This window comes from Chryseobacterium indologenes, assembly GCF_018362995.1.
In the GTDB taxonomy this organism is placed as follows: Bacteria; Bacteroidota; Bacteroidia; order Flavobacteriales; family Weeksellaceae; genus Chryseobacterium; species Chryseobacterium indologenes_G.
In genome coordinates this window covers 4,669,559-4,690,743 of the sequence record NZ_CP074372.1, presented here as the reverse complement: position 1 = coordinate 4,690,743, position 21,185 = coordinate 4,669,559, and the positions used below count along the sequence as shown (strand labels likewise).

The 21,185-nt window shown below is 37.4% G+C and carries 22 protein-coding genes and 1 tRNA gene; 11 read left to right on the top strand and 12 right to left on the bottom strand.

Annotation, left to right across the window (positions count from 1 at the left end; all coding sequences use genetic code 11):
* Window positions 1-71 precede the first annotated feature (71 nt).
* The 7 genes from DYR29_RS21360 (at window position 72) to DYR29_RS21335 (ending at window position 4,546) form a co-directional block, all read left to right on the top strand.
* Window positions 72-620, top strand: coding sequence for a pyruvate decarboxylase (locus tag DYR29_RS21360; RefSeq protein ID WP_213278433.1), 549 nt, complete (start codon window positions 72-74; stop codon window positions 618-620).
* 349 nt (window positions 621-969) lie between these two features.
* Window positions 970-1,110, top strand: a complete 141-nt coding sequence (locus DYR29_RS21355; RefSeq protein ID WP_167498892.1) for a bacteriocin-like protein — start codon at window positions 970-972, stop codon at window positions 1,108-1,110.
* Window positions 1,111-1,149: 39 nt separating this feature from the next.
* Window positions 1,150-1,296 (top strand): bacteriocin-like protein, encoded by a 147-nt coding sequence (locus tag DYR29_RS23060; RefSeq protein WP_156106370.1) that lies wholly within the window; start codon window positions 1,150-1,152, stop codon window positions 1,294-1,296.
* A 153-nt stretch (window positions 1,297-1,449) separates the two neighbouring features.
* The gene (locus DYR29_RS21350) at window positions 1,450-1,599 is read left to right on the top strand and encodes a bacteriocin-like protein (RefSeq protein ID WP_158521347.1); all 150 of its coding nucleotides are present in this window, start codon (window positions 1,450-1,452) and stop codon (window positions 1,597-1,599) included.
* A gap of 344 nt (window positions 1,600-1,943) precedes the next feature.
* A complete protein-coding gene (mgtE, locus tag DYR29_RS21345; protein WP_034692244.1) occupies window positions 1,944-3,266 on the top strand; it encodes a magnesium transporter in 1,323 nt (440 codons plus the stop codon).
* Window positions 3,267-3,292: 26 nt separating this feature from the next.
* On the top strand, window positions 3,293-4,033 hold the full coding sequence (locus DYR29_RS21340; RefSeq protein ID WP_213278432.1) for an ABC transporter substrate-binding protein: 741 nt from the start codon (window positions 3,293-3,295) through the stop codon (window positions 4,031-4,033).
* Between the two features lie 45 nt (window positions 4,034-4,078).
* A complete protein-coding gene (locus DYR29_RS21335; protein ID WP_213278431.1) occupies window positions 4,079-4,546 on the top strand; it encodes a cupin domain-containing protein in 468 nt (155 codons plus the stop codon).
* Between the two features lie 98 nt (window positions 4,547-4,644).
* On the opposite strand, the gene DYR29_RS21330 is transcribed toward DYR29_RS21335, so the two are convergent.
* Window positions 4,645-5,094, bottom strand: a complete 450-nt coding sequence (locus DYR29_RS21330) for a GAF domain-containing protein (RefSeq protein ID WP_213278430.1) — start codon at window positions 5,092-5,094, stop codon at window positions 4,645-4,647.
* Window positions 5,095-5,107: 13 nt separating this feature from the next.
* The gene (locus tag DYR29_RS21325) at window positions 5,108-6,535 is read right to left on the bottom strand and encodes a TonB-dependent receptor (RefSeq protein WP_213278429.1); all 1,428 of its coding nucleotides are present in this window, start codon (window positions 6,533-6,535) and stop codon (window positions 5,108-5,110) included.
* 54 nt (window positions 6,536-6,589) lie between these two features.
* Between DYR29_RS21325 and DYR29_RS21320 the strand changes: the two genes are divergently transcribed.
* Both DYR29_RS21320 and DYR29_RS21315 read left to right on the top strand, forming a co-directional pair.
* Complete coding sequence (locus DYR29_RS21320; RefSeq protein ID WP_213278428.1) at window positions 6,590-7,357, top strand: MBL fold metallo-hydrolase; 768 nt, start codon at window positions 6,590-6,592, stop codon at window positions 7,355-7,357.
* A gap of 92 nt (window positions 7,358-7,449) precedes the next feature.
* Window positions 7,450-7,529, top strand: a tRNA-Leu gene (locus DYR29_RS21315).
* A 122-nt stretch (window positions 7,530-7,651) separates the two neighbouring features.
* On the opposite strand, the gene DYR29_RS21310 is transcribed toward DYR29_RS21315, so the two are convergent.
* Window positions 7,652-8,347 (bottom strand): VIT1/CCC1 transporter family protein, encoded by a 696-nt coding sequence (locus tag DYR29_RS21310; protein ID WP_213278427.1) that lies wholly within the window; start codon window positions 8,345-8,347, stop codon window positions 7,652-7,654.
* 189 nt (window positions 8,348-8,536) lie between these two features.
* Between DYR29_RS21310 and lgt the strand changes: the two genes are divergently transcribed.
* A complete protein-coding gene (lgt, locus tag DYR29_RS21305; protein WP_213278426.1) occupies window positions 8,537-9,373 on the top strand; it encodes a prolipoprotein diacylglyceryl transferase in 837 nt (278 codons plus the stop codon).
* A gap of 77 nt (window positions 9,374-9,450) precedes the next feature.
* Here lgt and DYR29_RS21300 read toward each other — a convergent pair whose 3' ends face one another.
* Entirely contained in the window at window positions 9,451-10,206 is a 756-nt protein-coding gene (locus DYR29_RS21300) for an SDR family oxidoreductase (protein WP_213278425.1), read from the bottom strand.
* A gap of 710 nt (window positions 10,207-10,916) precedes the next feature.
* On the opposite strand from DYR29_RS21300, the gene DYR29_RS21295 reads away from it, so the two are divergent.
* A complete protein-coding gene (locus tag DYR29_RS21295) occupies window positions 10,917-11,339 on the top strand; it encodes a cold shock domain-containing protein (protein ID WP_047420468.1) in 423 nt (140 codons plus the stop codon).
* Window positions 11,340-11,589: 250 nt separating this feature from the next.
* On the opposite strand, the gene DYR29_RS21290 is transcribed toward DYR29_RS21295, so the two are convergent.
* The 8 genes from DYR29_RS21290 to queG all read right to left on the bottom strand — a co-directional run bounded on the left by DYR29_RS21290 (window position 11,590) and on the right by queG (window position 21,157).
* Window positions 11,590-13,035 carry a TolC family protein gene (locus DYR29_RS21290; RefSeq protein ID WP_213278424.1) on the bottom strand — a complete coding sequence of 482 codons (1,446 nt, stop codon included), beginning with the start codon at window positions 13,033-13,035 and terminating at the stop codon, window positions 11,590-11,592.
* Window positions 13,016-16,138 (bottom strand): efflux RND transporter permease subunit, encoded by a 3,123-nt coding sequence (locus DYR29_RS21285; protein WP_213278423.1) that lies wholly within the window; start codon window positions 16,136-16,138, stop codon window positions 13,016-13,018. Before DYR29_RS21285 ends, DYR29_RS21290 begins: the two co-directional genes overlap by 20 nt.
* A 28-nt stretch (window positions 16,139-16,166) precedes the next feature.
* Entirely contained in the window at window positions 16,167-17,255 is a 1,089-nt protein-coding gene (locus DYR29_RS21280) for an efflux RND transporter periplasmic adaptor subunit (RefSeq protein WP_213278422.1), read from the bottom strand.
* A gap of 59 nt (window positions 17,256-17,314) precedes the next feature.
* Window positions 17,315-17,647 carry a hypothetical protein gene (locus DYR29_RS21275; protein WP_213278421.1) on the bottom strand — a complete coding sequence of 111 codons (333 nt, stop codon included), beginning with the start codon at window positions 17,645-17,647 and terminating at the stop codon, window positions 17,315-17,317.
* Window positions 17,648-18,020: 373 nt separating this feature from the next.
* A complete protein-coding gene (locus tag DYR29_RS21270; protein WP_213278420.1) occupies window positions 18,021-18,473 on the bottom strand; it encodes an SRPBCC family protein in 453 nt (150 codons plus the stop codon).
* Between the two features lie 51 nt (window positions 18,474-18,524).
* Window positions 18,525-19,172, bottom strand: coding sequence for a murein L,D-transpeptidase catalytic domain-containing protein (locus DYR29_RS21265; RefSeq protein WP_213278419.1), 648 nt, complete (start codon window positions 19,170-19,172; stop codon window positions 18,525-18,527).
* Between the two features lie 3 nt (window positions 19,173-19,175).
* A complete protein-coding gene (locus DYR29_RS21260; RefSeq protein WP_213278418.1) occupies window positions 19,176-19,859 on the bottom strand; it encodes a TIGR02117 family protein in 684 nt (227 codons plus the stop codon).
* Window positions 19,860-20,218: 359 nt separating this feature from the next.
* A complete protein-coding gene (gene queG, locus DYR29_RS21255) occupies window positions 20,219-21,157 on the bottom strand; it encodes a tRNA epoxyqueuosine(34) reductase QueG (protein WP_213278417.1) in 939 nt (312 codons plus the stop codon).
* Between the last annotated feature and the right edge of the window lie 28 nt (window positions 21,158-21,185).

The window sequence follows — 21,185 nt, the reverse complement described above, 5'->3', positions numbered from 1 at the left end:
AATGTTAAAAATTTCTTAATAAATTTTATGCAATCCAACGAAAAGGCAGTAATTTTGCATTCGAATTACAAATGAAAAAAATTATATTCTTTACAGCAATTACTACTTTTTTATTCATCAGCTTTACTTCGGTAAAAGCTCAAAAAAATGCTGATGACAAAATAAAAAAAGTTCTGTACTTCAATCCTGAAGTAGAGCCTGATATTGACGAAATAAAAGACCCTACCAACAATGCTTTCTTTGATGCCGTTACCGATAATTTCAGTGGCAGAAGAAATAAAATGCTTCGCGCAGAAGTTCAGGTTCCCTTTGACAGCATAGATAAACAGACTATTGTAGACTACTGCCTCAACAATGATGCAGATTTTGCCATTGTTTCCAAAGTGAGATATTTCAAAGTTGGATTTGGAAAATATGTTTTCTCCAATCAGGTGGTTGTGAGTATGAAACTCTTTGGTGCTGACGGCACTCTTGTAACCGAAACGGACCATGATACCTACCGAAAAAACATGCGTCTGCTGGGCTCCACAACCAATTCTGTCAAAATAGGAACCGAAGGAGCAATAAGGGGAATCATCAAAAAACTGAGAAAGCTGAAACCGACGGAAGCAGAGCTTTGAGTTTAAAGTTTAAGGTTGGAATATAAGACCTTTGATAATCAATGGTCAATTTTGCTTCGCAAGTCAATTGTGAACTTTTATTTCATTGCTCAATTAGCTGTATCAGAAAAATTCATCATTCATCATTCATCATTCATCATTCATCATTCATAATTTTCACGAAGTATTTCCTGTCTCCTTAATTATAAATATTTTCATGTTAAATAAAGCACTTGTCCGCACTTATGGAACAGGTGCTTTTCATTTTAAATACATCATAAATAATTGATTAACAATTAAATATTTTCACTAAATAAGGAATTATTAAATATTTTTTACTATTTTAGTCTGAAATTAAAACCAAAATATCATGAAAAATCTAAAGAAACTCAGCAGAGAAAAAGCAAAACAAGTTAATGGAGGATCCATGGAACGATGTAGCGAAACCAATCCCTGTGCTGTTGGATGGTGCTGCTTCGGAATCTGTTCACCCTTCATCTGTCTTGAATAGAATATAAAAACTTAACTAACTCACATAAAATCAAATCTCATGAAAAATCTAAAAAAACTCAGTCGACAAGTGCAAAAGGAAATCAAAGGCAGCGGACCTTTCAAAAGATGTACGGAACATTATGAATGTCCGGGCGGATCATGTTGTCATAACATCTGTGTTGTGAACCCATGTCCACTGGAATAATATATGATCATTACGGACACCTGCAATTGTAGGTGTTTTTTTATTTAAAAATTAAATAAAATATTGATTTACGGCAAAATATTTTCACCACCAAATGAATAATATGAAAATATTTACTATTTTAGTCTAACATTAAATCTAAACTATAACTATATGAAAAATCTAAAAAAACTCAGCAGAGAGGCTGCGAAACAAATTAATGGCGGCATAGGACCGTTCAGATGCAGTATAACAAGACCATGTTCTGTGGGATATTGCTGCAATGGAGAATGTCTTGATCATGACTGTCCGATAGAGCCTTAATCTTAAATATTTGATCACCATGAAAAATTCAAATCTTAAGAAGCTGAACAGGCTGGAGCAGAAAAATATTAAAGGAAGCGGAATAAAAAAGTGTGGAGACAACTCAGATTGCGGACCATACCAGTGCTGTACAAATGCTGTTTGTACGTACATCCCTACCTCAGAATGTGAACCAATTTAAAGAATATTGGAATTTAAATTTAATTTTTGAACATCTGCTTCGGCGGGTGTTTTTTTTGCCCTTATACTGAAGTGATAAACTTTAATTAATCCTTAATTTTGCCACTTTATTGCTCAGTCTTAAAAATTTGAATTATTTTTGCATATCCAAAAAATTTCACGTTTTGAATTCTAGAGACGAACTTATCTTCAACCCTGCCGATATTGCCGAAACTCTCAGCGAACTTCCTGCTGACGAGAGGCTGCTCGCGTTTCTGAAGGTTCCGAAAGAATACAAAGCAGAGGTTTTTTCACATCTTGATCCTGATTTCCAGGAAGATACCATCAGAAGTATCGGAAGCGATGAAGTTTCTGAGATCCTGAATGCAATGACTCCGGATGACAGGACAGCTCTTTTCGAGGATTTCCCAGATGAGCTTATTAAATATTCTATTAATCATCTTAATCCTCAGGAAAGAAGAATTGCTTTAAAACTTCTTGGGTACAACTCAGACTCTATTGCCCGTCTGATGACTCCTTATTATATTCAGATCCGTAAGGAATGGACGGTAAAGAGATGTCTTCAGCAGATCAAAAAGGTAGGAAAAAGAGTGGAAACCATGAACTACCTGTATGTGGTGGATGAAAGAAACCGTCTGATTGATGACCTTGCTATCGGAACTTTACTGTTGGAAGAGGAAGATACTTTGGTTTCTGATATCACAGATAATCACTTTGTAGCGATTACTACTACTACGTCTAAAGAGGATGCGGTAACGTATTTCGAAAAGTATGACCGTGGTGCTCTTCCTATTATTACGGAAGCGGGTGTCTTAGTAGGAATTGTGACTATTGATGATATTCTCGATCAGATTGAACAGCAGAATACGGAAGACATCCAGAAATTCGGGGGATTGGAAGCATTGGATCTTCCTTACATCCAGACCTCTTGGACTGAAATGATCAAAAAAAGAGCAACCTGGCTGATCATTTTATTCGTTTCAGAAATGTTGACTGCTTCAGCAATGGGGTATTTTGATAAAGAAATTGAAAAAGCTGTTGTTCTTGCCCTATTTGTTCCGCTGATCATTTCCAGTGGAGGAAATTCCGGGTCGCAGGCAGCAACGCTAATTATTCGTGCAATGGCGCTTCAGGAGATCAGTCTTAAGGACTGGTGGTATGTCATGAAAAAAGAAATTATCTCCGGATTATGTCTTGGGGCTATCCTGGGAGTTATTGGATTTATAAGAATCATGCTTTGGCAGCAGATCGGGCTTTTTGATTATGGCCAATACTGGGTTTACGTTGGACTAAGTGTTTCGGTTTCCCTGATTGCGATTGTTTTGTGGGGAACATTATCAGGCTCTATGATTCCGTTTGTCTTAAAGAAATTAAATCTTGACCCTGCCACTTCTTCTGCTCCGTTTGTAGCCACATTGGTGGATGTGACGGGACTTATTATCTATTTTACGGTAGCCGGACTTTTCTTAACCGGAAAACTTTTGTAATTTTAGGCATCATCTAACATGCCAATATGAAAATCGTTTCACTTGTACCCTCAATTACTGAGGCTTTATTTGACCTTGGGCTTACTGAAAATGAAGTTATCGGGAGAACAAAATTCTGCATTCATCCTCAGGATAAAATAAAAAATGTAGCAGTAATCGGCGGGACCAAAAATATCAATATTGAGAAAATAAAAGCGTTACAGCCGGATCTTATTCTGGCCAATAAGGAAGAAAATGTAAAAGATCAGGTAGAAGCCCTGATGGGTGATTGTAAAGTAACCGTTACAAATGTTGAAACGATTGAAGACAATTATTATCTGCTTAAAAACCTCGGGAAACTTTTAGGAAAAGAAGAAAGAGCCCAGCTTTTCAATCTTAAAATATATGAAGTCCTGAATCAGGCAAAGCTGGAAACTCCTGTGAAAGCAGCTTATCTCATTTGGAACAATCCTTATATGACGATTGGATCAGATACATTTATCCATAGAATTTTATCAGAAATTGGTTTTGAGAATATCTTCAAAGATAAAACCCGTTATCCTCAGATTACTGCTGAAGATCTTGCGGATGCTGACGTTATCATGCTGTCCTCTGAACCGTTTCCGTTTAAAGAAAAACATATTGAGGAACTGCAGACTTTCTATCCTGATAAAAAGATTATGATTGTAGATGGCGAAGCATTTTCCTGGTATGGAACCCATATTGCGAAATGTGAGAATTATTTTAAAGAATTGCTGGCTGAGATTCATCTGATGCAGCAAAGCTGATTTTTTAACCAACTTTAAACTCTAAACATTAAATATTAAACTTACATGTCTGATACAGTTATATTATCTGAAGGAGCAGAATTTGATCACGCTATCCAGGAAGTTTCAAAATACATCAATCTTTATGTAATGGCTTTTGAAAAGAATGAACGAGCCATCACACAAATGCATAAGCGTCTAAATATGTATGGTGGAAAAGGAACGGTATATATGCTGCAGATGTTTGACCAGAAAGAATTAGCCAATAATCGTCTGGCGGCATATATGGTTTTATTGAATAAGGGAGATGAATCCGGATTTCATACACACAATCAAAGAAATGAGCAGGAACTGTATGTAGTCGTGCACGGGACAGGAGAATATCGTGAAAGGACAGGAATTGAAGGGCCTATACGAAAGAAGATTCTTAAAAAAGGAGATATTACAGCGATCAGTTCTATAGGATATCATTCTATCGAAAATACGGGAGATGAACCTTTAATCATGTTTGTCATAACCACTTATAATCCCTAATCAAGCTGTGAATCTTCGGATTCTATTCCATTTCAATACTCACAAAAAACTCCGACTATAAAAGCCGGAGTCTATATTTTGTACATATTGAAATTCTATTATAAAATTTTAGAAACTTCGTTACAAAGCCATTCTAATAATTCACGGTCTTCACTAGTGAAAGGATCTACCGTATGGGAATCAATATCAATCTGGCCGATGTTTTTTCCGTCTTTAAAGATAGGAACTACAATTTCGGCTTTTGTATCAATGGAGCAGCTTAGATAATTGCTTTCTTCGTTTACATCGGGAACTACAAATGTTTCATTGGAAACTGCTACCTGTCCGCAAATTCCTTTACCGTAAGGAATAATGGTATGATCTGTTGGCGCTCCTACATAAGGGCCTAAAATCAGTTCTTCCTTATCTCCGTTTTTGAAATAGAAACCTGTCCAGTTGAAATAAGAAATTTCCTGATCCAACAAGTGGCAAACTTTTTCAAGTTTTTCTTCTGTATTATGTTTAGGACTTTCAAGAATTGAGGAAAGTCTTTTCTTTAATTCTGACATTGTATATATTTTTTTAAGAGAATTGTTTTAGGGAAAGCTCTTCTTTATATCCGAACATTCCACGCTCTTTAATCATTTCTGCTACACCTTCCGGAACCTGAGTTTCCCAGCCTTTCACACAACATGCAATTTTTCTCAAAATTTCTCTTGAATAGATTTCCAAAAACTCTGGATTATAGTTGGTAATATCTACAATACGATTGTTGTGTTTGAAATATTTATAGAGTTCTTTCAGGTTTTCTTCTACTTTCAGGTTTGAAGAATCCAGCAATTGGTGGGTTTCAGGATCTTTATAAGGATACAGATATACTCTCATCCCGTTTCTGAAAAATTTCCCGAAGGCTTCAAGGATTCCTCCTGAAAGGTTTTTATAATATTTCTCATCGAATACCATCAGCATATTATTTACGCCCATTGCTACACCAATGTCTCCACTTGTATAAGATGCAAAATAATCAATCAGCCTGTAATATTCAGAGAAGTTGGAAATAATAACGGTATATCCCAGTTTAGCCAGAATATCAACCCTGTCAAGGAAATCTCTTTCATCAATATCTCCGTCTGCCCTCAGATTGGAAATGGTGATCTCGATAAGGACTTCTGTTTCTTCATGGGTACAGATCGCATCTTTGAAAAACATATCCATCCCGTTTTTAAGCATATCAATGTTTACTTTCGTTACCGGTCTGAAACTTCCTCTTACCGCGAAAATATTTTTCTTGTACAATACATCTGCCGGAAGCATATTGCTGCCCTGAGAATTGAAAATCACAGCATCGGTCATTCCATTTTTCACCAGCTGCAGTGACATCAGTCTGTTGTCAACATACGCAAAAGCAGGACCGCTGAAATCAATCATATCAATTTCCAGGTTGTCTTTTGCAATATCGTCGTATAAAGATTCTACTAAAGTTCTTGGATTGTCAAAGTAATTAAAAGCTCCGAAAATAAGATTTACCCCAAGATTTCCTAAGGTTTCCTGCTGAAGGGTGGCATCATTTTCTTTGAATTTTACGTGAATCACGATTTCATTGTAATCTTCATTTTCTTTGGTCTGAAAACGAATTCCTACCCAGCCGTGGCCTCTTACAGTCTTGTCAAAATTGATGGTTGTTACCGTATTGGCATAAGAAAAGAATTTTCTATCGGGATTATTATCTCTTGAAATTCGCTCTTCAATCAAAGCTACTTCATATCGAAGCATTTTGCGAAGCCTGTTTTGGGTAACGTACCTGTTTTTTACTTCCTTTCCGTAGATGGCATCACTAAAATCTTTGTCATAAGCAGACATCGCCTTAGCAATCGTACCGGAAGCTCCTCCTGCTCTAAAAAAGTGGCGAACAGTCTCCTGCCCTGCTCCAATTTCTGCGAAAGTACCATAAATAGTAGGATCTAGATTAATTGTTAATGCTTTTTGTTTAGGAGTTAGTTTCTGATACATTAGGACATGAAATTTTTTGTAAATTTACCAAAATTAAACCAACCTCAAAACAAAATGAAGTTGAAATTTTTAGGAACCGGTACTTCCCAAGGTGTACCCGTTATTGGCTGTACATGTGAAGTGTGTACTTCTGAAAATCCCAAAGACAAACGTTTACGTTCTTCCGTGATGGTAACTACGGAGGAAAATAAAAAAATACTGATCGACTGCGGTCCGGATTTCAGGCAGCAAATGCTTACCAACCACGAACATACCGTAGATATTGCGTTGATAACTCATGAGCATAATGACCACGTAATCGGACTTGATGATATGCGGCCATTGATTTTTAAGAGCGGTAAAGATGTTCCCCTATATTGCTATTCAAGGGTTGCTCATGAAATAAAAAACAGATTTCCTTATGCTTTTGCTGATGTAAGATATCCCGGAGCGCCCGCTTTTGAACTTCATGAAATTGAAAATAAACCTTTTCATGTACTGGATACGGAAATCACTCCGGTAGAAGTGATTCACTATAAAATTACAGTCTTCGGATACAAATTTAAAAACCTTGCCTACATCACAGATGCCGGATTCATTTCTGAAAAGGAAAAGGAGAAACTGAAGAATCTGGATGTTCTGATCTTAAACTGTATCAGAAAATTTGATCCCCATCCTGCCCATTTTATTCTTCCGGATGTTATTAAATTGTTTGAAGAACTAAAACCGAAAAAATTATTTTTAACACATATCAGTCATCATTTGGGATTGCATGATATTGAAGATAAGCAGCTTCCACCCGGAATACACCTTGCCTACGATGGTTTGGAACTGAACTTTTAAAATTTTTTCTTCAAAAAGCTTTTGAACATTGAAAAAAGTTCCTATATTTGCACACCAATTTGAAACAAACATCACGTTTAAATCAACATCAAGCCCAGGTGGCGGAATTGGTAGACGCGCTGGTCTCAAACACCAGTTCTTAGGAGTACCGGTTCGATCCCGGTCCTGGGTACAAAAAACCTCTGAAATCATTGATTTTCAGAGGTTTTGTTTTATTCTACATCTATTAAATTTTACCACCGTGGAAAAAAACGAGTAAAATTTAAATATTTACAAGCGCTTTTATCATCACATTTATGCTATATTGACCCCGAAAATATGTCCCACAAATGCTGTAATTCCCATTGCAACGGTTCCCCAGAAGCAGATCCTCAATACAGCTACTTTAATATCAGAACCTCCTGCTTTGGCAGAAACGGCCCCTAAAAACATTAAAAATACAATTGAAAATCCGTATTGGAAATACACCATTTGTTTAAGTGGCGCCAAAAGAGAAACGCTAAACGGCAATAAAGCACCCACAGCAAATGAGCCGAAGGAAGCCATCGCTGCTTGTAAAGGTTTTGCCTGTGTTATTTCATTAATTCCTAATTCATCACGGGCGTGGGCTCCCAATGCATCATGTTCTGTAAGCTCAATGGCTACCTGCATTGCAGTTTCTTTGGTACAACCGCGTTTTTCGTATACTTTGGCAAGTTCTCTAAGTTCTATTTCCGGCATTTCTTCAAGCTCACGTTTTTCGCGAAGCAAATCTGCCTTCTCAGTATCTTCTTGTGAACTCACAGAAACATACTCCCCTGCAGCCATAGACATTGCTCCGGCAATCATACCTGCGAGCGCTGCAAGAATAATAATATGCCGTTCCGGTTCTGCAGCCGCAACTCCAATGACAATACTTGTAGTGGATAACAACCCATCATTTGCTCCCAATACAGCTGCCCGAAGCCAGCCTACTCTGTTTACATAATGTTTCTCCAACTGATGATGCATAGCTTTTTGTTTTGGTGGTATGCTAAAGTTACCAAATGTTTCATCAAGAATCATTTTAAATTATGTTCATTCTTATCTGTTCACTATCTGATCTACAAAATCAACTCATAGGCTTCTGAAAATCAAATTGAAAAATACCGAAATACTTCCATCCGGTCCGGAAATTCCTATTTTCTTATCTTTGCAGGAATGAATTTATTATATATCAACTGGGATGTGAATCCCGAAATCGTCAATATTCTTGGATTTCCTTTAAAATATTACGGACTGTTATTTCTTACAGGACTGGTTTTATGTTTAAATATTTTAAAACGTATTTACAAAAAAGAAGGTCTTAGTTCACAGGCTCATGAAGCTTTATTTTCCTATGCATTGATAGGAATTCTACTAGGCGCCAGACTTGGACACTGTCTTTTTTATGATTTTGATTATTATTCTCAACACCCTCTTGAAATCTTATTACCGATTCAAAAGGGAGTGGATGGGAGTTATCATTTTACAGGATTTGCAGGACTTGCCAGTCATGGTGGTGGTATCGGATTAGTAATCATGCTTCTTATCTATGCAAGAAAATTTTCTATCCCGTTCATGACGGTTTTAGATGCTATAGCGATTGTACTTCCGTTGGGTGGTACTTTTATAAGGCTTGCCAATCTGATGAATTCTGAAATCATAGGAGTTCCTACGGATGTTCCATGGGCCTTTATATTCCGTCAGGTAGATGATCTCCCGAGACATCCTGCCCAGCTTTATGAAGCGATCTCATATTTTATCATTTCCCTTTCTGTGTATTTTATTTACAGGAAAAACATATTTAAAATCGGAAGAGGATTTTATTTCGGAATCAGTATTCTGCTGATCTTCATCATGAGAATTCTGATTGAGTTCATCAAGGTAGATCAGGTAGAATTCGAGCACGGAATGAGTCTGAATATGGGACAACTTTTAAGTATTCCTTTTGTTCTTCTGGGCTTATTCTTTATCATCAAAAGTATAATGGAAAAAGGAAAGGTAAAAACCGTTTAATTCCTGATTTCTTTTAAAATAAAAACTCACTGAAAGCTGTTTTCAGTGAGTTTCTTTTTAATAGATTGCCCAATAAATTATCTTGTTGTATATCCTCCGTTAGCAAAGATGGTCTGTCCGGTAATCCACCAGCCTTCTGTTACCAGAAATTCTACCAGCGGAGCGATATCTTTAATATCTGTAAGTCCTCCCAATGCTGATGCTGATTTATGATAAGCAACCGCATCATCCGTTTCCTGTCCATAGAAGAAAGGTGTATCCATTGGGCCGGGTGCTACAGCAGTTACAGAAATTCCTCTTGCTCCGAATTCTTTAGAAGCGGCTCTTGTAAAATGCTCTACCGGTGCTTTTGCTCCTGCATAAGTAGAATATAATCCTGTGTAAGCAGCCAGTAATGATGTAACAATGGTACAGATTTTCCCATGATCATTCAGTTTTTTACCGGCTTCCTGTAAAAAGAAATAAGCCGATTTGGAATTGACATTGAACATAGTATCGTATTCTGCTTCTGTAGTCTCTGAAAATGGTTTTTTCAGTACCATTCCCACCGTATTGATCGCAATATCAATCCCTCCGAAGCGGGAAATCGCTTCATCAAAGAATTTTGTAATATTATCTACTTGAGTAAGGTCTCCCTGGAACAAAAATGCTTCTGCTCCTAACGCCTGTACCTCAGCAAGGGTTTTCTCGCTATCTGCTCTTGAGCTTTCACTGTTGTAATGTATTGCCAGTTTTGCCCCTTTTGCTGCAAAATCTCTACTTAAAAGTCCTCCCAGGTTTTTACCTCCTCCGGCAATTAAAACAACTTTTCCTTTTACATTTTGTGTTGACATCGATTTTATTTTTAAATGTTAATGAGGCAAAGATGGATAATAAAAACGGCCTCAACATGGTGAAGTTTTCGGGAATTTTAAAGAAAAAGGTATTATTCTGGTTCTAATTTAAAAGAAAGACAAAAACATTTATATTTTTTTATATAAACAACATTTTTTAATAGAATGCTATTTACCAGCCAGATATGATCTGAAACAAGCATCATATATTAAACAAAGCCTTATAATTCACGATTACGCATCAATTTTAGGCATAACATTTGATACTTTCACAGCCATATTATACACCACTTCATTTTTATAATATATTTTTTTATAATCCTCAGTATCCTGAGGATTTTTTTATGCTCTTATTATCGTCTTACATTCAGACTATAAAGGTATCCCGGCAATTCTGTCGTAAAACCATTTCTGATAATCAATCATTTAAAACCTGATAATTCATTTTATTGTTGTATATTTGTACATTAAATAACCAAGTCAATACTTTGTTTTCTGTAACGACCCGAATATTTTTATTCAGTCTTTGCTTTTTGAGCAGCCATATTTTAAACTTTTATTCTTCTACTAAGAACAATACTTGTCGGAATTTTAAAGCTCTGTATGATTGGGAAAATCTAAAACAGAAAACATAGCCAGGCTTTATAGGGGTCTAAAACAGACCAGATTGAACCAATTAATTTATAGAAACTAAATACTAAAAATAATTTATGGCAGATTCTTTTTCTAAAAAGGAAAATTTCAAGAAAAAAATTCAAAAGCAAAAAGAAAAGGCGCTAAGACGCGAAGAACGTAAAACGAACAACAACAAAGGAGCGGAGGATGTCTTCATGTATGTAGACGAATTCGGAAGATTAACTTCTACTCCACCTGAACAAAGACAGGAAGTAAACCTTGATGATATTCAACTGGGTGCTGCTCCTATTATTGAGGAAGATCCAAGAAAAACAGGAATTGTTACTTTCCTTAGTGAAAAAGGATACGGTTTCATCACTGAAGACAATTCTAAAGAAAATATCTTCTTCCACAACAATAACTGTGTAGAACCGGTAAAAAAAGGAAACAAAGTATCTTTCGAAAAAGAAAAGTCTCCTAAAGGATTCTCTGCTGTTGAAATTCAGATTGTTAAATAATATGTACTTATAAAATGTTTCTGCGATACAAGCAGATTCGTTTTAAACCATATACAAAGAGACTGCCCTATTGGACAGTCTCTTTTTTTGGAACATATAAAAAAAAGTTAACTCAACTTATATAAAGTTAGAATCTAACGCAATATCCTTTAATTATCTCAATTATCATTACGGGAACCCGTAGAACAGCGTTAAAATATAAAAGAAGCTGCCTAAAAGACAGCTTCCTCCATCGTAAAAAAAGTAAAAATTAATCCAGTTTCCCGCCCAGTGCTTTAAACAGCATGACGTTATTTCTGGTATTTTGGTGCTGGAATTGTAATAAATCCAGTTCAGCAGTCAGTTTGCTCTTCTGAGAGTTGATCAGCTCAAAATAATTGGCATATCCTGTCAGATAGAGATCGTTGGAAACCTCTACACCACGGTCCAGAAAACCTACTTCTTCTGATTTCAGTTTCAAAACCCGTTCATAGATCTTAGTCTGTTTGAGGATCGACTGAAGTTCGTTAAAAGCAGTCGTAATACTTTTCTGATAGTTTAAAAAAGCAATTTCCTGCTCTTTACTCGCTACTTTGAATTCATATTTCAACTGTCCTTTATTAAAAACAGGTACCATTAATCCTCCCAACAATTGCCCAGCCAATGAACTTGGTTTAAAGAATGTCTCTACAGAAAAAGAATTGAGTCCGAAACCGGCTCCAAGATCAATTTTAGGATAAAAAGCAGCTTTCGCAGCCTTTGCATCAGCCTGGGAAGCTTCTAAAACATAATAATTTGCCGCTACATCAGGTCTGGAATGGATAACTCCTTCTACATTAATTGTTTTATTCAAGACTTCCATATTGGTAGGCATCAATATTTTTCCGCGTTTTACCTCTCCGCCGTAGCTTCCTGTCAACGTAGTAATAGCCTGTTCTACTGTAACGATTTCTACCCTGATATGTTCAATCTCTGCCAGCCAGTTATTGTTCTGCGCTTTGAACTGCTGTACCGCCAATTCTGTAGCTTTTCCTACTTCACGTTGTGCCAGCACAATTTCAAAAGCTCTTTGCTGAAGGTTGTAGTTCTTCTGGTAAATGGCAAGACGGTTGTCTAAAGCCACCAACTGGTAATATAGATTGGCAATGTCCGTGAAAAGTTCTACCTGCAACAACCTCAATCCTTCTGTGGAAGCCAGATATTTCTTTTGGGCAGCAATCTTTTTGTTTTTCAGCTTGCCCCAAGCATCAATTTCCCAGCTGCTTCTTGCTCCCAGCCAGTAATTAGGGGTAAAATCCCTGTTAATTTTCTGGTTTTCCGTGATATTAGGAGAAAGGTTGGTATCGTAGTTTCCAACTCCTTCCATTGTATATTTTCCGTATCGGTCACCGGAAGCCTGTACTCCCACTTCAAGGGAAGGCAGTAGATCCATTTTTGATCTTTGAAGGAAACTGTTGGCAATTTCCACTCTTTGCTGTGCAATCTGGAAATCCGGATTTGCCTGTACTACTTTATCAAAAAGCTCAAGGAGCTGGGGATCTGTAAAGTAAGCCTTCAGATTGATCTGCTGAAATTCATCCGTATTTTTATCTGTTTTGATCAGTTCATTCGGTAATTCCTGGGCTTTTTTCAACTCTGTTACTTTGGGAACAGCACATGAAACCAAGCTCAGTGAGGCAATTCCGTATATTATATTTCTATGATTTAATCTTTTCATCTTTCTTCTTATTTTCAAGTTTTGCAAAGAATATATACAGTCCCGGAATCACGACCAATCCGAAGATAGTTCCTATCAACATTCCTCCTGCCGCAGCCGTACCAATGGAACGGTTACCGATGGCTCCGGCTCCTGATGCAATACATAAAGGAATAAGTCCTGCCACGAATGCAAAAGAGGTCATCAGGATAGGTCTCAGACGCTGTCTGGCTCCTTCAATTGCTGCCGGAATGATATCGTATCCCTGTTTATTTCTTGCTACTGCAAATTCCACGATCAGAATGGCATTTTTAGCCAAAAGTCCGATCAGCATGACCAATGCCACCTGTGCATAAATATTGTTATCTAACCCAGCAAGTACCAATGCGATATAGGAACCAAAGATTCCCGTTGGAAGGCTTAATAATACCGGCATCGGAAGAAGGAAACTTTCGTATTGTGCAGCCAGTAAAAGATAAACGAATAAAAGACAGATCGCGAAAATGTAAACAGTCTGGTTTCCTGATAAGATTTCTTCTCTTGTCATTCCTGACCATTCAACATCAAATCCTCTCGGCAGTGTTTCTTTCGCAACACGTTCTACCGCAGCAATAGCATCTCCGGAGCTGTAACCATCTGCAGGTTCTCCATTAATCATGGCAGACATATACATATTATACCTCGTCAGTACTTCGGGTCCGTACACTTTTTCAATAGTGATGAAGGTAGAGAAGGGAACCATTTCGCCTTTATCATTTTTTAAATATAAATTCAGAATGCTTTCAGGGGTATCTCTATGCTCGGGACTCGCCTGTACCATTACTTTATACATCTGACTGAAACGGATAAAATTCGTGGCATAATAGGATCCAAGCATTGTCTGCAATGTAGACATCGCATTGTCCACAGAAACTCCTTTCTTTGCTGCCATATCATAATCTACGTTGATCATGTATTGCGGGAAAGTGGCATCAAAACTGGTAAAGCTGTTCTGCAGTTCTGGAGCTTCATTGAGTTTTTTAACGAAATCTTTGGTGATCTTATCGGTATTTTCAATGGTTCCTCCGGTTCTGTCAAGCAAACGCAGTTCAAAACCGCTGGTATTACCGAATCCCGGAACTGTGGGCGGCGCAAAAATCTCAATCTGGGCATCAGCAATGCTTTTTGTTTTGTCAGAAAGCTCTGTGATCAGATCATTCACGGAAATATTTCTTTCTTTCCAGTCTTTAAGGTTGATCATCGCCATTCCGTAAGAGGAACCTGCAATTTCTGTAACGATGCTGTACCCTGCAAGAGTAGTCACGTTTTCGACTCCTTTAATTTTCTTGGCGATAACCGTTACTTCATCCAGCACTTTTTCAGTTCTTTCTACTGTTGCACCCTGCGGAGTGGTCACACTTACATACACCATTCCCTGATCTTCCATTGGGATAAATCCGGTTGGCAGGAATTTGCTGGTTACAAAGGTTAGTCCGACAAATAAAAACAACAGTCCAAAAGTAACCGTGGTTCTTGTCGCAAATTTTGATAAAATACCTACATAACCATTGGTCAGTCTTTCAAACCCTGTATTGAAACTCTGGAAAGCCCTGTCAATAATTGTTTTCTTCTTATTGTGGTCATGGGGTTTTAAAATAATAGCACAAAGCGCCGGGGTAAGCGTCAATGCATTCACTCCGGAAATCACAATACTGATTGCCAGTGTCAATGAAAACTGACGGTAAAATACCCCTACCGGACCATCCAGGAACGCTACAGGAATAAATACGGCTGACATTACAATCGTAATCGCTACCACGGCTCCTGCAATTTCTTTGGTGGCACTGATGGTAGCATCCATCGCATTCATTCCTTCTTCCATTTTCACGTGAACGGCTTCAACGACGACAATGGCATTATCAACTACAATTCCAATGGCCAGAACCAATGCAAACAATGTTAAAAGGTTGACAGAGAAATCAAGCATATTCATGAAGGCAAAAGTCCCTACAAGCGCTACCGGAACAGCTAATACGGGAATCAATGTGGAACGCCAGTCCTGAAGGAAGATAAATACCACAATTCCTACCAGAATAAAGGCTTCGATAAGCGTTGTCAATACTGCACTGATAGACGCATCCAGGAATCTGGAAACATCATAAGCCATGTTATACTCCATTCCGGGTGGGAAAGATGTTACTTTTAATTCTTCCATCTTTGCCTTTACGCTTTCAATAACCTCAGAAGCATTGGAGCCCGGACGTTGTTTCATCATAATGGATGCAGAGGGTCTTCCGTCTGTTTTGGAAACCATTCCGTAGTTCATCGCTCCGAATTCAACTTTAGCAATATCTTTAAGCTTTAAAATTGTTCCGTCAACATCAGATCTGATGGGAACTTCTTCATATTGTTTAGGCTCAAAAAACTTTCCTTTATATTTGATCACATACTGAAGCTGGCTGGAAGTTTTCCCTGACGTTTCTCCTACTTTTCCGGGTGCTGCTGAAATATTCTGCTTTTGCAGGGAAGTGATGACTTCATCTGCGGAAATATTGTAAGCGGCCATTTTCTGAGGATCCAGCCATACTCTCATGGAATATTCTTTCTGTCCCATGATCTCGGCACGCCCCACTCCATCAATACGTTTCAGCTCCTGAAGGACGTTAATATCTGTAAAGTTATAGATGAACTGCTCATCCTGACTTGGGTCTGTACTCGTGATGTTGAGGTACATCAGCATACTGTTCACCTCTTTTTCAGTGGTAACTCCGGCCCTGATCACCTCTTCAGGAAGTTCATCAAGAATAGTTGTCACCCTGTTCTGAACGTTTACCGCTGCTACGTCAGGATCTGTTCCTACTTCAAAGAACACCTGGATAAGGGTAAGACCGTCATTGGAAGTTACTGTTGACATATACGTCATTCCCGGAACTCCATTGATTGCCCTTTCCAGAGGAAGAGCTACCGCATTGGCAGATACTTCGGCATTCGCTCCTGTATATTTTGCCGTAACGGTTACTGAAGGTGGTACGATATCCGGAAACTGGGTAATAGGCATCTTTAATAAAGCCATAATTCCCAGCAGTACAAATAATATGGAAATAACCAACGAAAGAACCTTTCGTCTTATAAACATTTCTACCATAGTAAATAGATTTAAAGATTATGAAAGGTTAATACTTCTTTTTGATTTTGATAATATCACCGTCTTTCAAAGACTGAGTTCCTTCATAAATGATTAAATCTCCTTTCTTAAGACCACTTTCTACCATATAAGAATCCCTTAAGGTAGTTCCGATCTTAATGCTGGTCATTTTCACTTTATTCTGTTTATCCACTACAAAAACATAGGTCTTATCCTGAATGGAAAACGTAGATTTTTGCGGGATAAGAATTGCATTATTCTGTTGCTCAGAAATAATAAGCTTTCCGGAAGTTCCGTGTTTGATCAGACGGTCCGGATTCGGGAACAGTACTTTATAACGGATGGAACCTGTAGCTCTGTCGATTTCACCTTCAGCGGTTTTCAAAGCTCCGTTGAACTGGTAATTGACTCCGTTTGGCAGTGTCAGTTCTATCTTTTGGTGATTTCCTATCTTATCGTTGGCCAAAAGCTCAAAATATAAATTTTCAGGGATTGAGAAATACGCATATACTTCATTCAGCTGAGACAGCGTAGTCAGCAACGTACCGTTTTCTACCAAACTTCCGTCTTTATGGGGAATCACGTCAATGACCCCGTCAAAAGGCGCCGTAATCCTTGTAAAGCTTATTTTCTGAAGAACGGTTCTCTTTTCAGCATCGGCAAAAGCATGTTTTGCTTTAGCGGAAGACAGCTTTGCCTTCACCATTTCCAGCTCGTTGTTGGCCACAAATTTTTTAGCATGAAGACTCTGAATCTGTTTCAATTCTACTTCTGCAATACGAACATCAGCTTCAGTCTGCTTTAATGCCGCATTGGCTTTCAGAAGTTCCATCTGCAGCTCGGCATCATTGATTTTAAATAAAGCCTGACCCTGATGTACAAACTGTCCCTCATTTACATAAATATGCTGTATAATGCCTCCGATTCTGGAACGCATCTCAACATTCTTTTTAGCCTGGATATCAGTGACAAACTGGTTGCTCACCAATGTATCTTTTTCTTTGATTTCCAGTACGGGAACTTCTTTGTCTTTTTTATTATTTTTCTCCTTGTCTTTACTGCATGACACAGCGAATAATGTTGCCAAAAGGCAAATTATTACAGTTTTAAAATACATTTTTAAATGTTTAAGTTATAAAATTTCGTTAAAATAATTTGATTTTCAATAACTTAAACTTAGTATAACTGGAGGAGATGGAGAAAAGATTTAACTCCACAAATAGTAGATACAGCAATCTCCGGAAGGGTGATTTTCGGAATAACTTTTAAAATTCCTGAAAAATCTGCAATTGCAGGATCATTTTTTTTGACGGAATGTTTTACAATTTTGGCAGCAGCAGGCAATGCATGCGTATTCATATCTGCCTCTTCGTAAACATCCAGAAGATAAATATTGGTTACATGGGGAACGTGAGGAACATTCTGCAACGATTTTTCTGCCCAATTCGAATTGAAAAGGGTAAAAACCAGCATGATATAAAATAAGAAAAATGACCTCAGACCTGCCATGTCAATTAGAACACATTAGTTTTTTAGTAAAAACGATAATGCTGCAAAAATAGTGATTTCTGCTGGGAAATATAGTCATTGAATTGTTAAAAAAACTTAAACAATGGATGAATAATTCTATTAATTCATATTTGGATTCCTACGGAATGATAAATACACGCATACACTAAGTAGTCTGTTTTGTCATTCCGTAGGAATCCAACCTCTAAAGTTCAGAATAAGAATAAAAAGAAGAAATCTAGTATATTTGATTATTAATGGTTTTAAGTTTTGGCTAAAGCCAATGGAATTTCGATTATCATTTTTAAACGGACTTCCTTCGTCTAAGCTCAGGATTATAACCCGTTCCTATTGAATAACTGAGACTGAATAGTTAAAACAATTTACTCAAAACCCGAAAACGGTAATCAAAGATATGTTCCAGTTTCTTTTTAACGAAAAGGCGATGGGCAATTTCTCCTAAAAAACCCATCGGGAGTTCATAATCTATGGTATCTCTCATCATAACACCTTCTTCATTAGGAATAAATTCATGGTGGTGATTCCAAAGTTTGTAGGGACCTTTTTTCTGGAAATCAATAAAGCTTTTTTGAAAATCGACGTGGATGATCTCTGTCTGCCATTTCATTTTAATACCAAACAATGGTGAAACGTAATAGTCGATGAGCATTCCTTCATAGATTTCATCATCTTCCATTTCCGTCAATACAATAAAGCCCATGTCTTTCGGGGTAATTTCTGAAAGATTATTGGCCGAAGAGAAGAATTTCCAGGCGGTTTCTACATCACAATTGAGCTGTTGTTCGCGGAAAAGCGTATGTTTCATAAGACGGAATCAATTTACATGAAGGTTACGAAACAAATGTATAACAAAGATTTAATTATATATCCACATCAGAACGGGCTTCTTTGAGGATTGAATCATCGGATCAATTTCCTTCATAGCATTGTTGGAAACGGTAGGACAGCCCCATCCTTCAGGTGATCCTTTTGGAAAGACTTCATTATCACTCATCATTTCCCAGGAATGAAAGACAATAAATCTTTTTAAAGCATTACTGTTTGTTTCTTCAAGGCCGTGCATCAGGTATTTTATGTTGATTCCCCAGTCGCTATACCCTCTTCCTTTAAGCTTATATTTTCCTAAGGATGAAAGGTGGCTTCCGTCCTCATTACTGAATCCCGGATTTGCTTTAGAATCATCTTTACTCCAAGAATTGGGACCACAGCCATGACCAACCAGATATTTTTTTGAGATTTTATTATTTTTAAAATCCCAGACAAAAAAGCGGTTCACCCCGGAATGGAGGCTCATATCGATAAGGATACAGAAATCATTATTAAGAGCCTTTGAATTACAGAACCTCAATGCTTCCTCAGCTTTTATTTTTGTCCTGGAAGGGTCAGCAGCAGGTCTCTTTTCAGCCACAGCAGGTATTTCAGCAGTATGCACGATACTGTTTTTTTTCTCCTGAGAACATGAACATAACCAGAGAGTGATGAAAAACAGATAAATCCTCTTCATAAACTATTTATAATGCTGGAAAATTCCGAAATCTGACGGAGTCCAAAGGGCCGCTTTCTGACCTGCAGCCTTTAAAGCATTATTCGACCATGTATTGCATGTATAAAGAAAGCTGTAGGTACCTTTTGCGTCATAAAAAGCATCATTATCACCATATACAGCGTTTGTAGGAATCAGTATGAAGTTACCGTTCTGGTCTCTGTCAAACTTATCTTCAACAAATTTCACCAGATTTTCATACTGGCTTCTGCTGATCATGATCATTTTACAATCGTCACCTTCTTTCATGGTATTATAATAAGTACAGTGCATAGCAGAATCGCTTAACCAGAATGCAGCTTTCACAGCGGTTGAAAACTTCAGGTCAGCCCAGGTAGGCGTATCAAGATAGAATCCTTTGTCACCCCAGCCTATTCCGATATACTGATAATCTGTTTTTTTTGATTTTGTATTGGCGAAAGGAATTTTCAGGCTCCAGTCCTTCAGATCATTTTTTACAGGCATTACTATATCTGTATGCACTCCGTTGGTATAAATATAAATCGGAATTTCTTTCTTCTGTCCATCATCTTTAGCCGAAACCGGAATATAGGGAATCAGCAATCCGAGAATTACATAAATCACTACAATTCCTAAAATAATTCCTACCACTTTCAGAAGATACATTAATATAGTTTTCACAGTCATGTTTTAATAAAATTTAATCTTTATTTTTTAGTAAAAGTATTTGTTTTAATCGAAAAATTAGCTATATTTAGTTACGAAATATTCACAAATATGCGTAAAACTATCAAATCCCAAAAAAGGTTTAAAGTAAGAGTAAAAACTGCTCCTAAAAGAATACAAAAAAAACGTTGATTTTCGGTGAGATTCTGATCTCCTGAAAATCAATTTTTCTTTATAGGAAAGGTTTTTCACGTAACTTATTGATATAAATCTTTACCTCCTTAAAGCCAAAAATTTAAGGAATGGTCGGTTATCAGCTCTGGTTTGGAACTTTAAAAAATTCCGAAGGGGGGGATTGTCACCGAAAGTCCGGGGAAAAATCAGTCAGAAGACTTCTGCAAAAACTCAATATTTCTCTTCAGACCTGCAAATTTGGTCCTTTTCACGGGGGACTTTCTGAAAATTTCTGAGAAAATTTCCTGAGTAATTTCTTTCCATTCTCCTTTTTTGAAATTTTTCAAGGCTTCATTGGGCTGGAAACGGCTTTGTTTGTTGGGTGCTGAGAAACGGTTCCATGGGCAGACGTCCTGGCAGATATCACAGCCGAACATCCAGTCTTCCATTTTATCTTTAAAATAGTCCGGAATTTCATTTTTGAGCTCAATGGTTGCATAGGAAATACAACGGCTTCCGTCAATAATTTTCTCAGAAACAATAGCATCTGTAGGACATGCATCAATACATTTTCTGCAGCTTCCGCAGTGGTCTGTAGTTGCATGATCTGCAATCAATTCTAAATCACAGATAATTTCAGCCAGAAAATAAAAAGAGCCGTTTTGCTTGGTAATGAGGTTTGCATTTTTTCCAACCCAGCCAATTCCTGATTTTCTAGCCCAGCTTCTTTCCATAATGGGGGCAGAATCTACAAAAACGCGGAATCCGAACTCCCCTATTTCTTCCTGCAGCTCTGCAACCATTTCCCGGAGAATCTCTTTGATTACTTCATGATAATCTTCTGCATACGCATATTTTGATATTTTATAATTTTCTAAAATTGAAATTTTTTCCTCGGGAAAGTAGTTGTATGAAAGTGAAATAACAGATTTGGAGCCCTCAACCAAAAGTCGGGGATCAAGTCTTTTGTCGAAATGATTTTCCATGTACTTCATTTCGCCGTTATAATTGTTCTTCAGCCATTTTTCAAGATGAGGAGCATCTTCTTCCAAAAAATCAGCTTTAGAAATGCCACAACTCTGGAATCCAAAACTTTTTGCTTTGGACTTGATCAGTTGGGAATATTTTTCAGCGCCTGCATTCATAATTTCACACTGCAAAATTAAGATTATT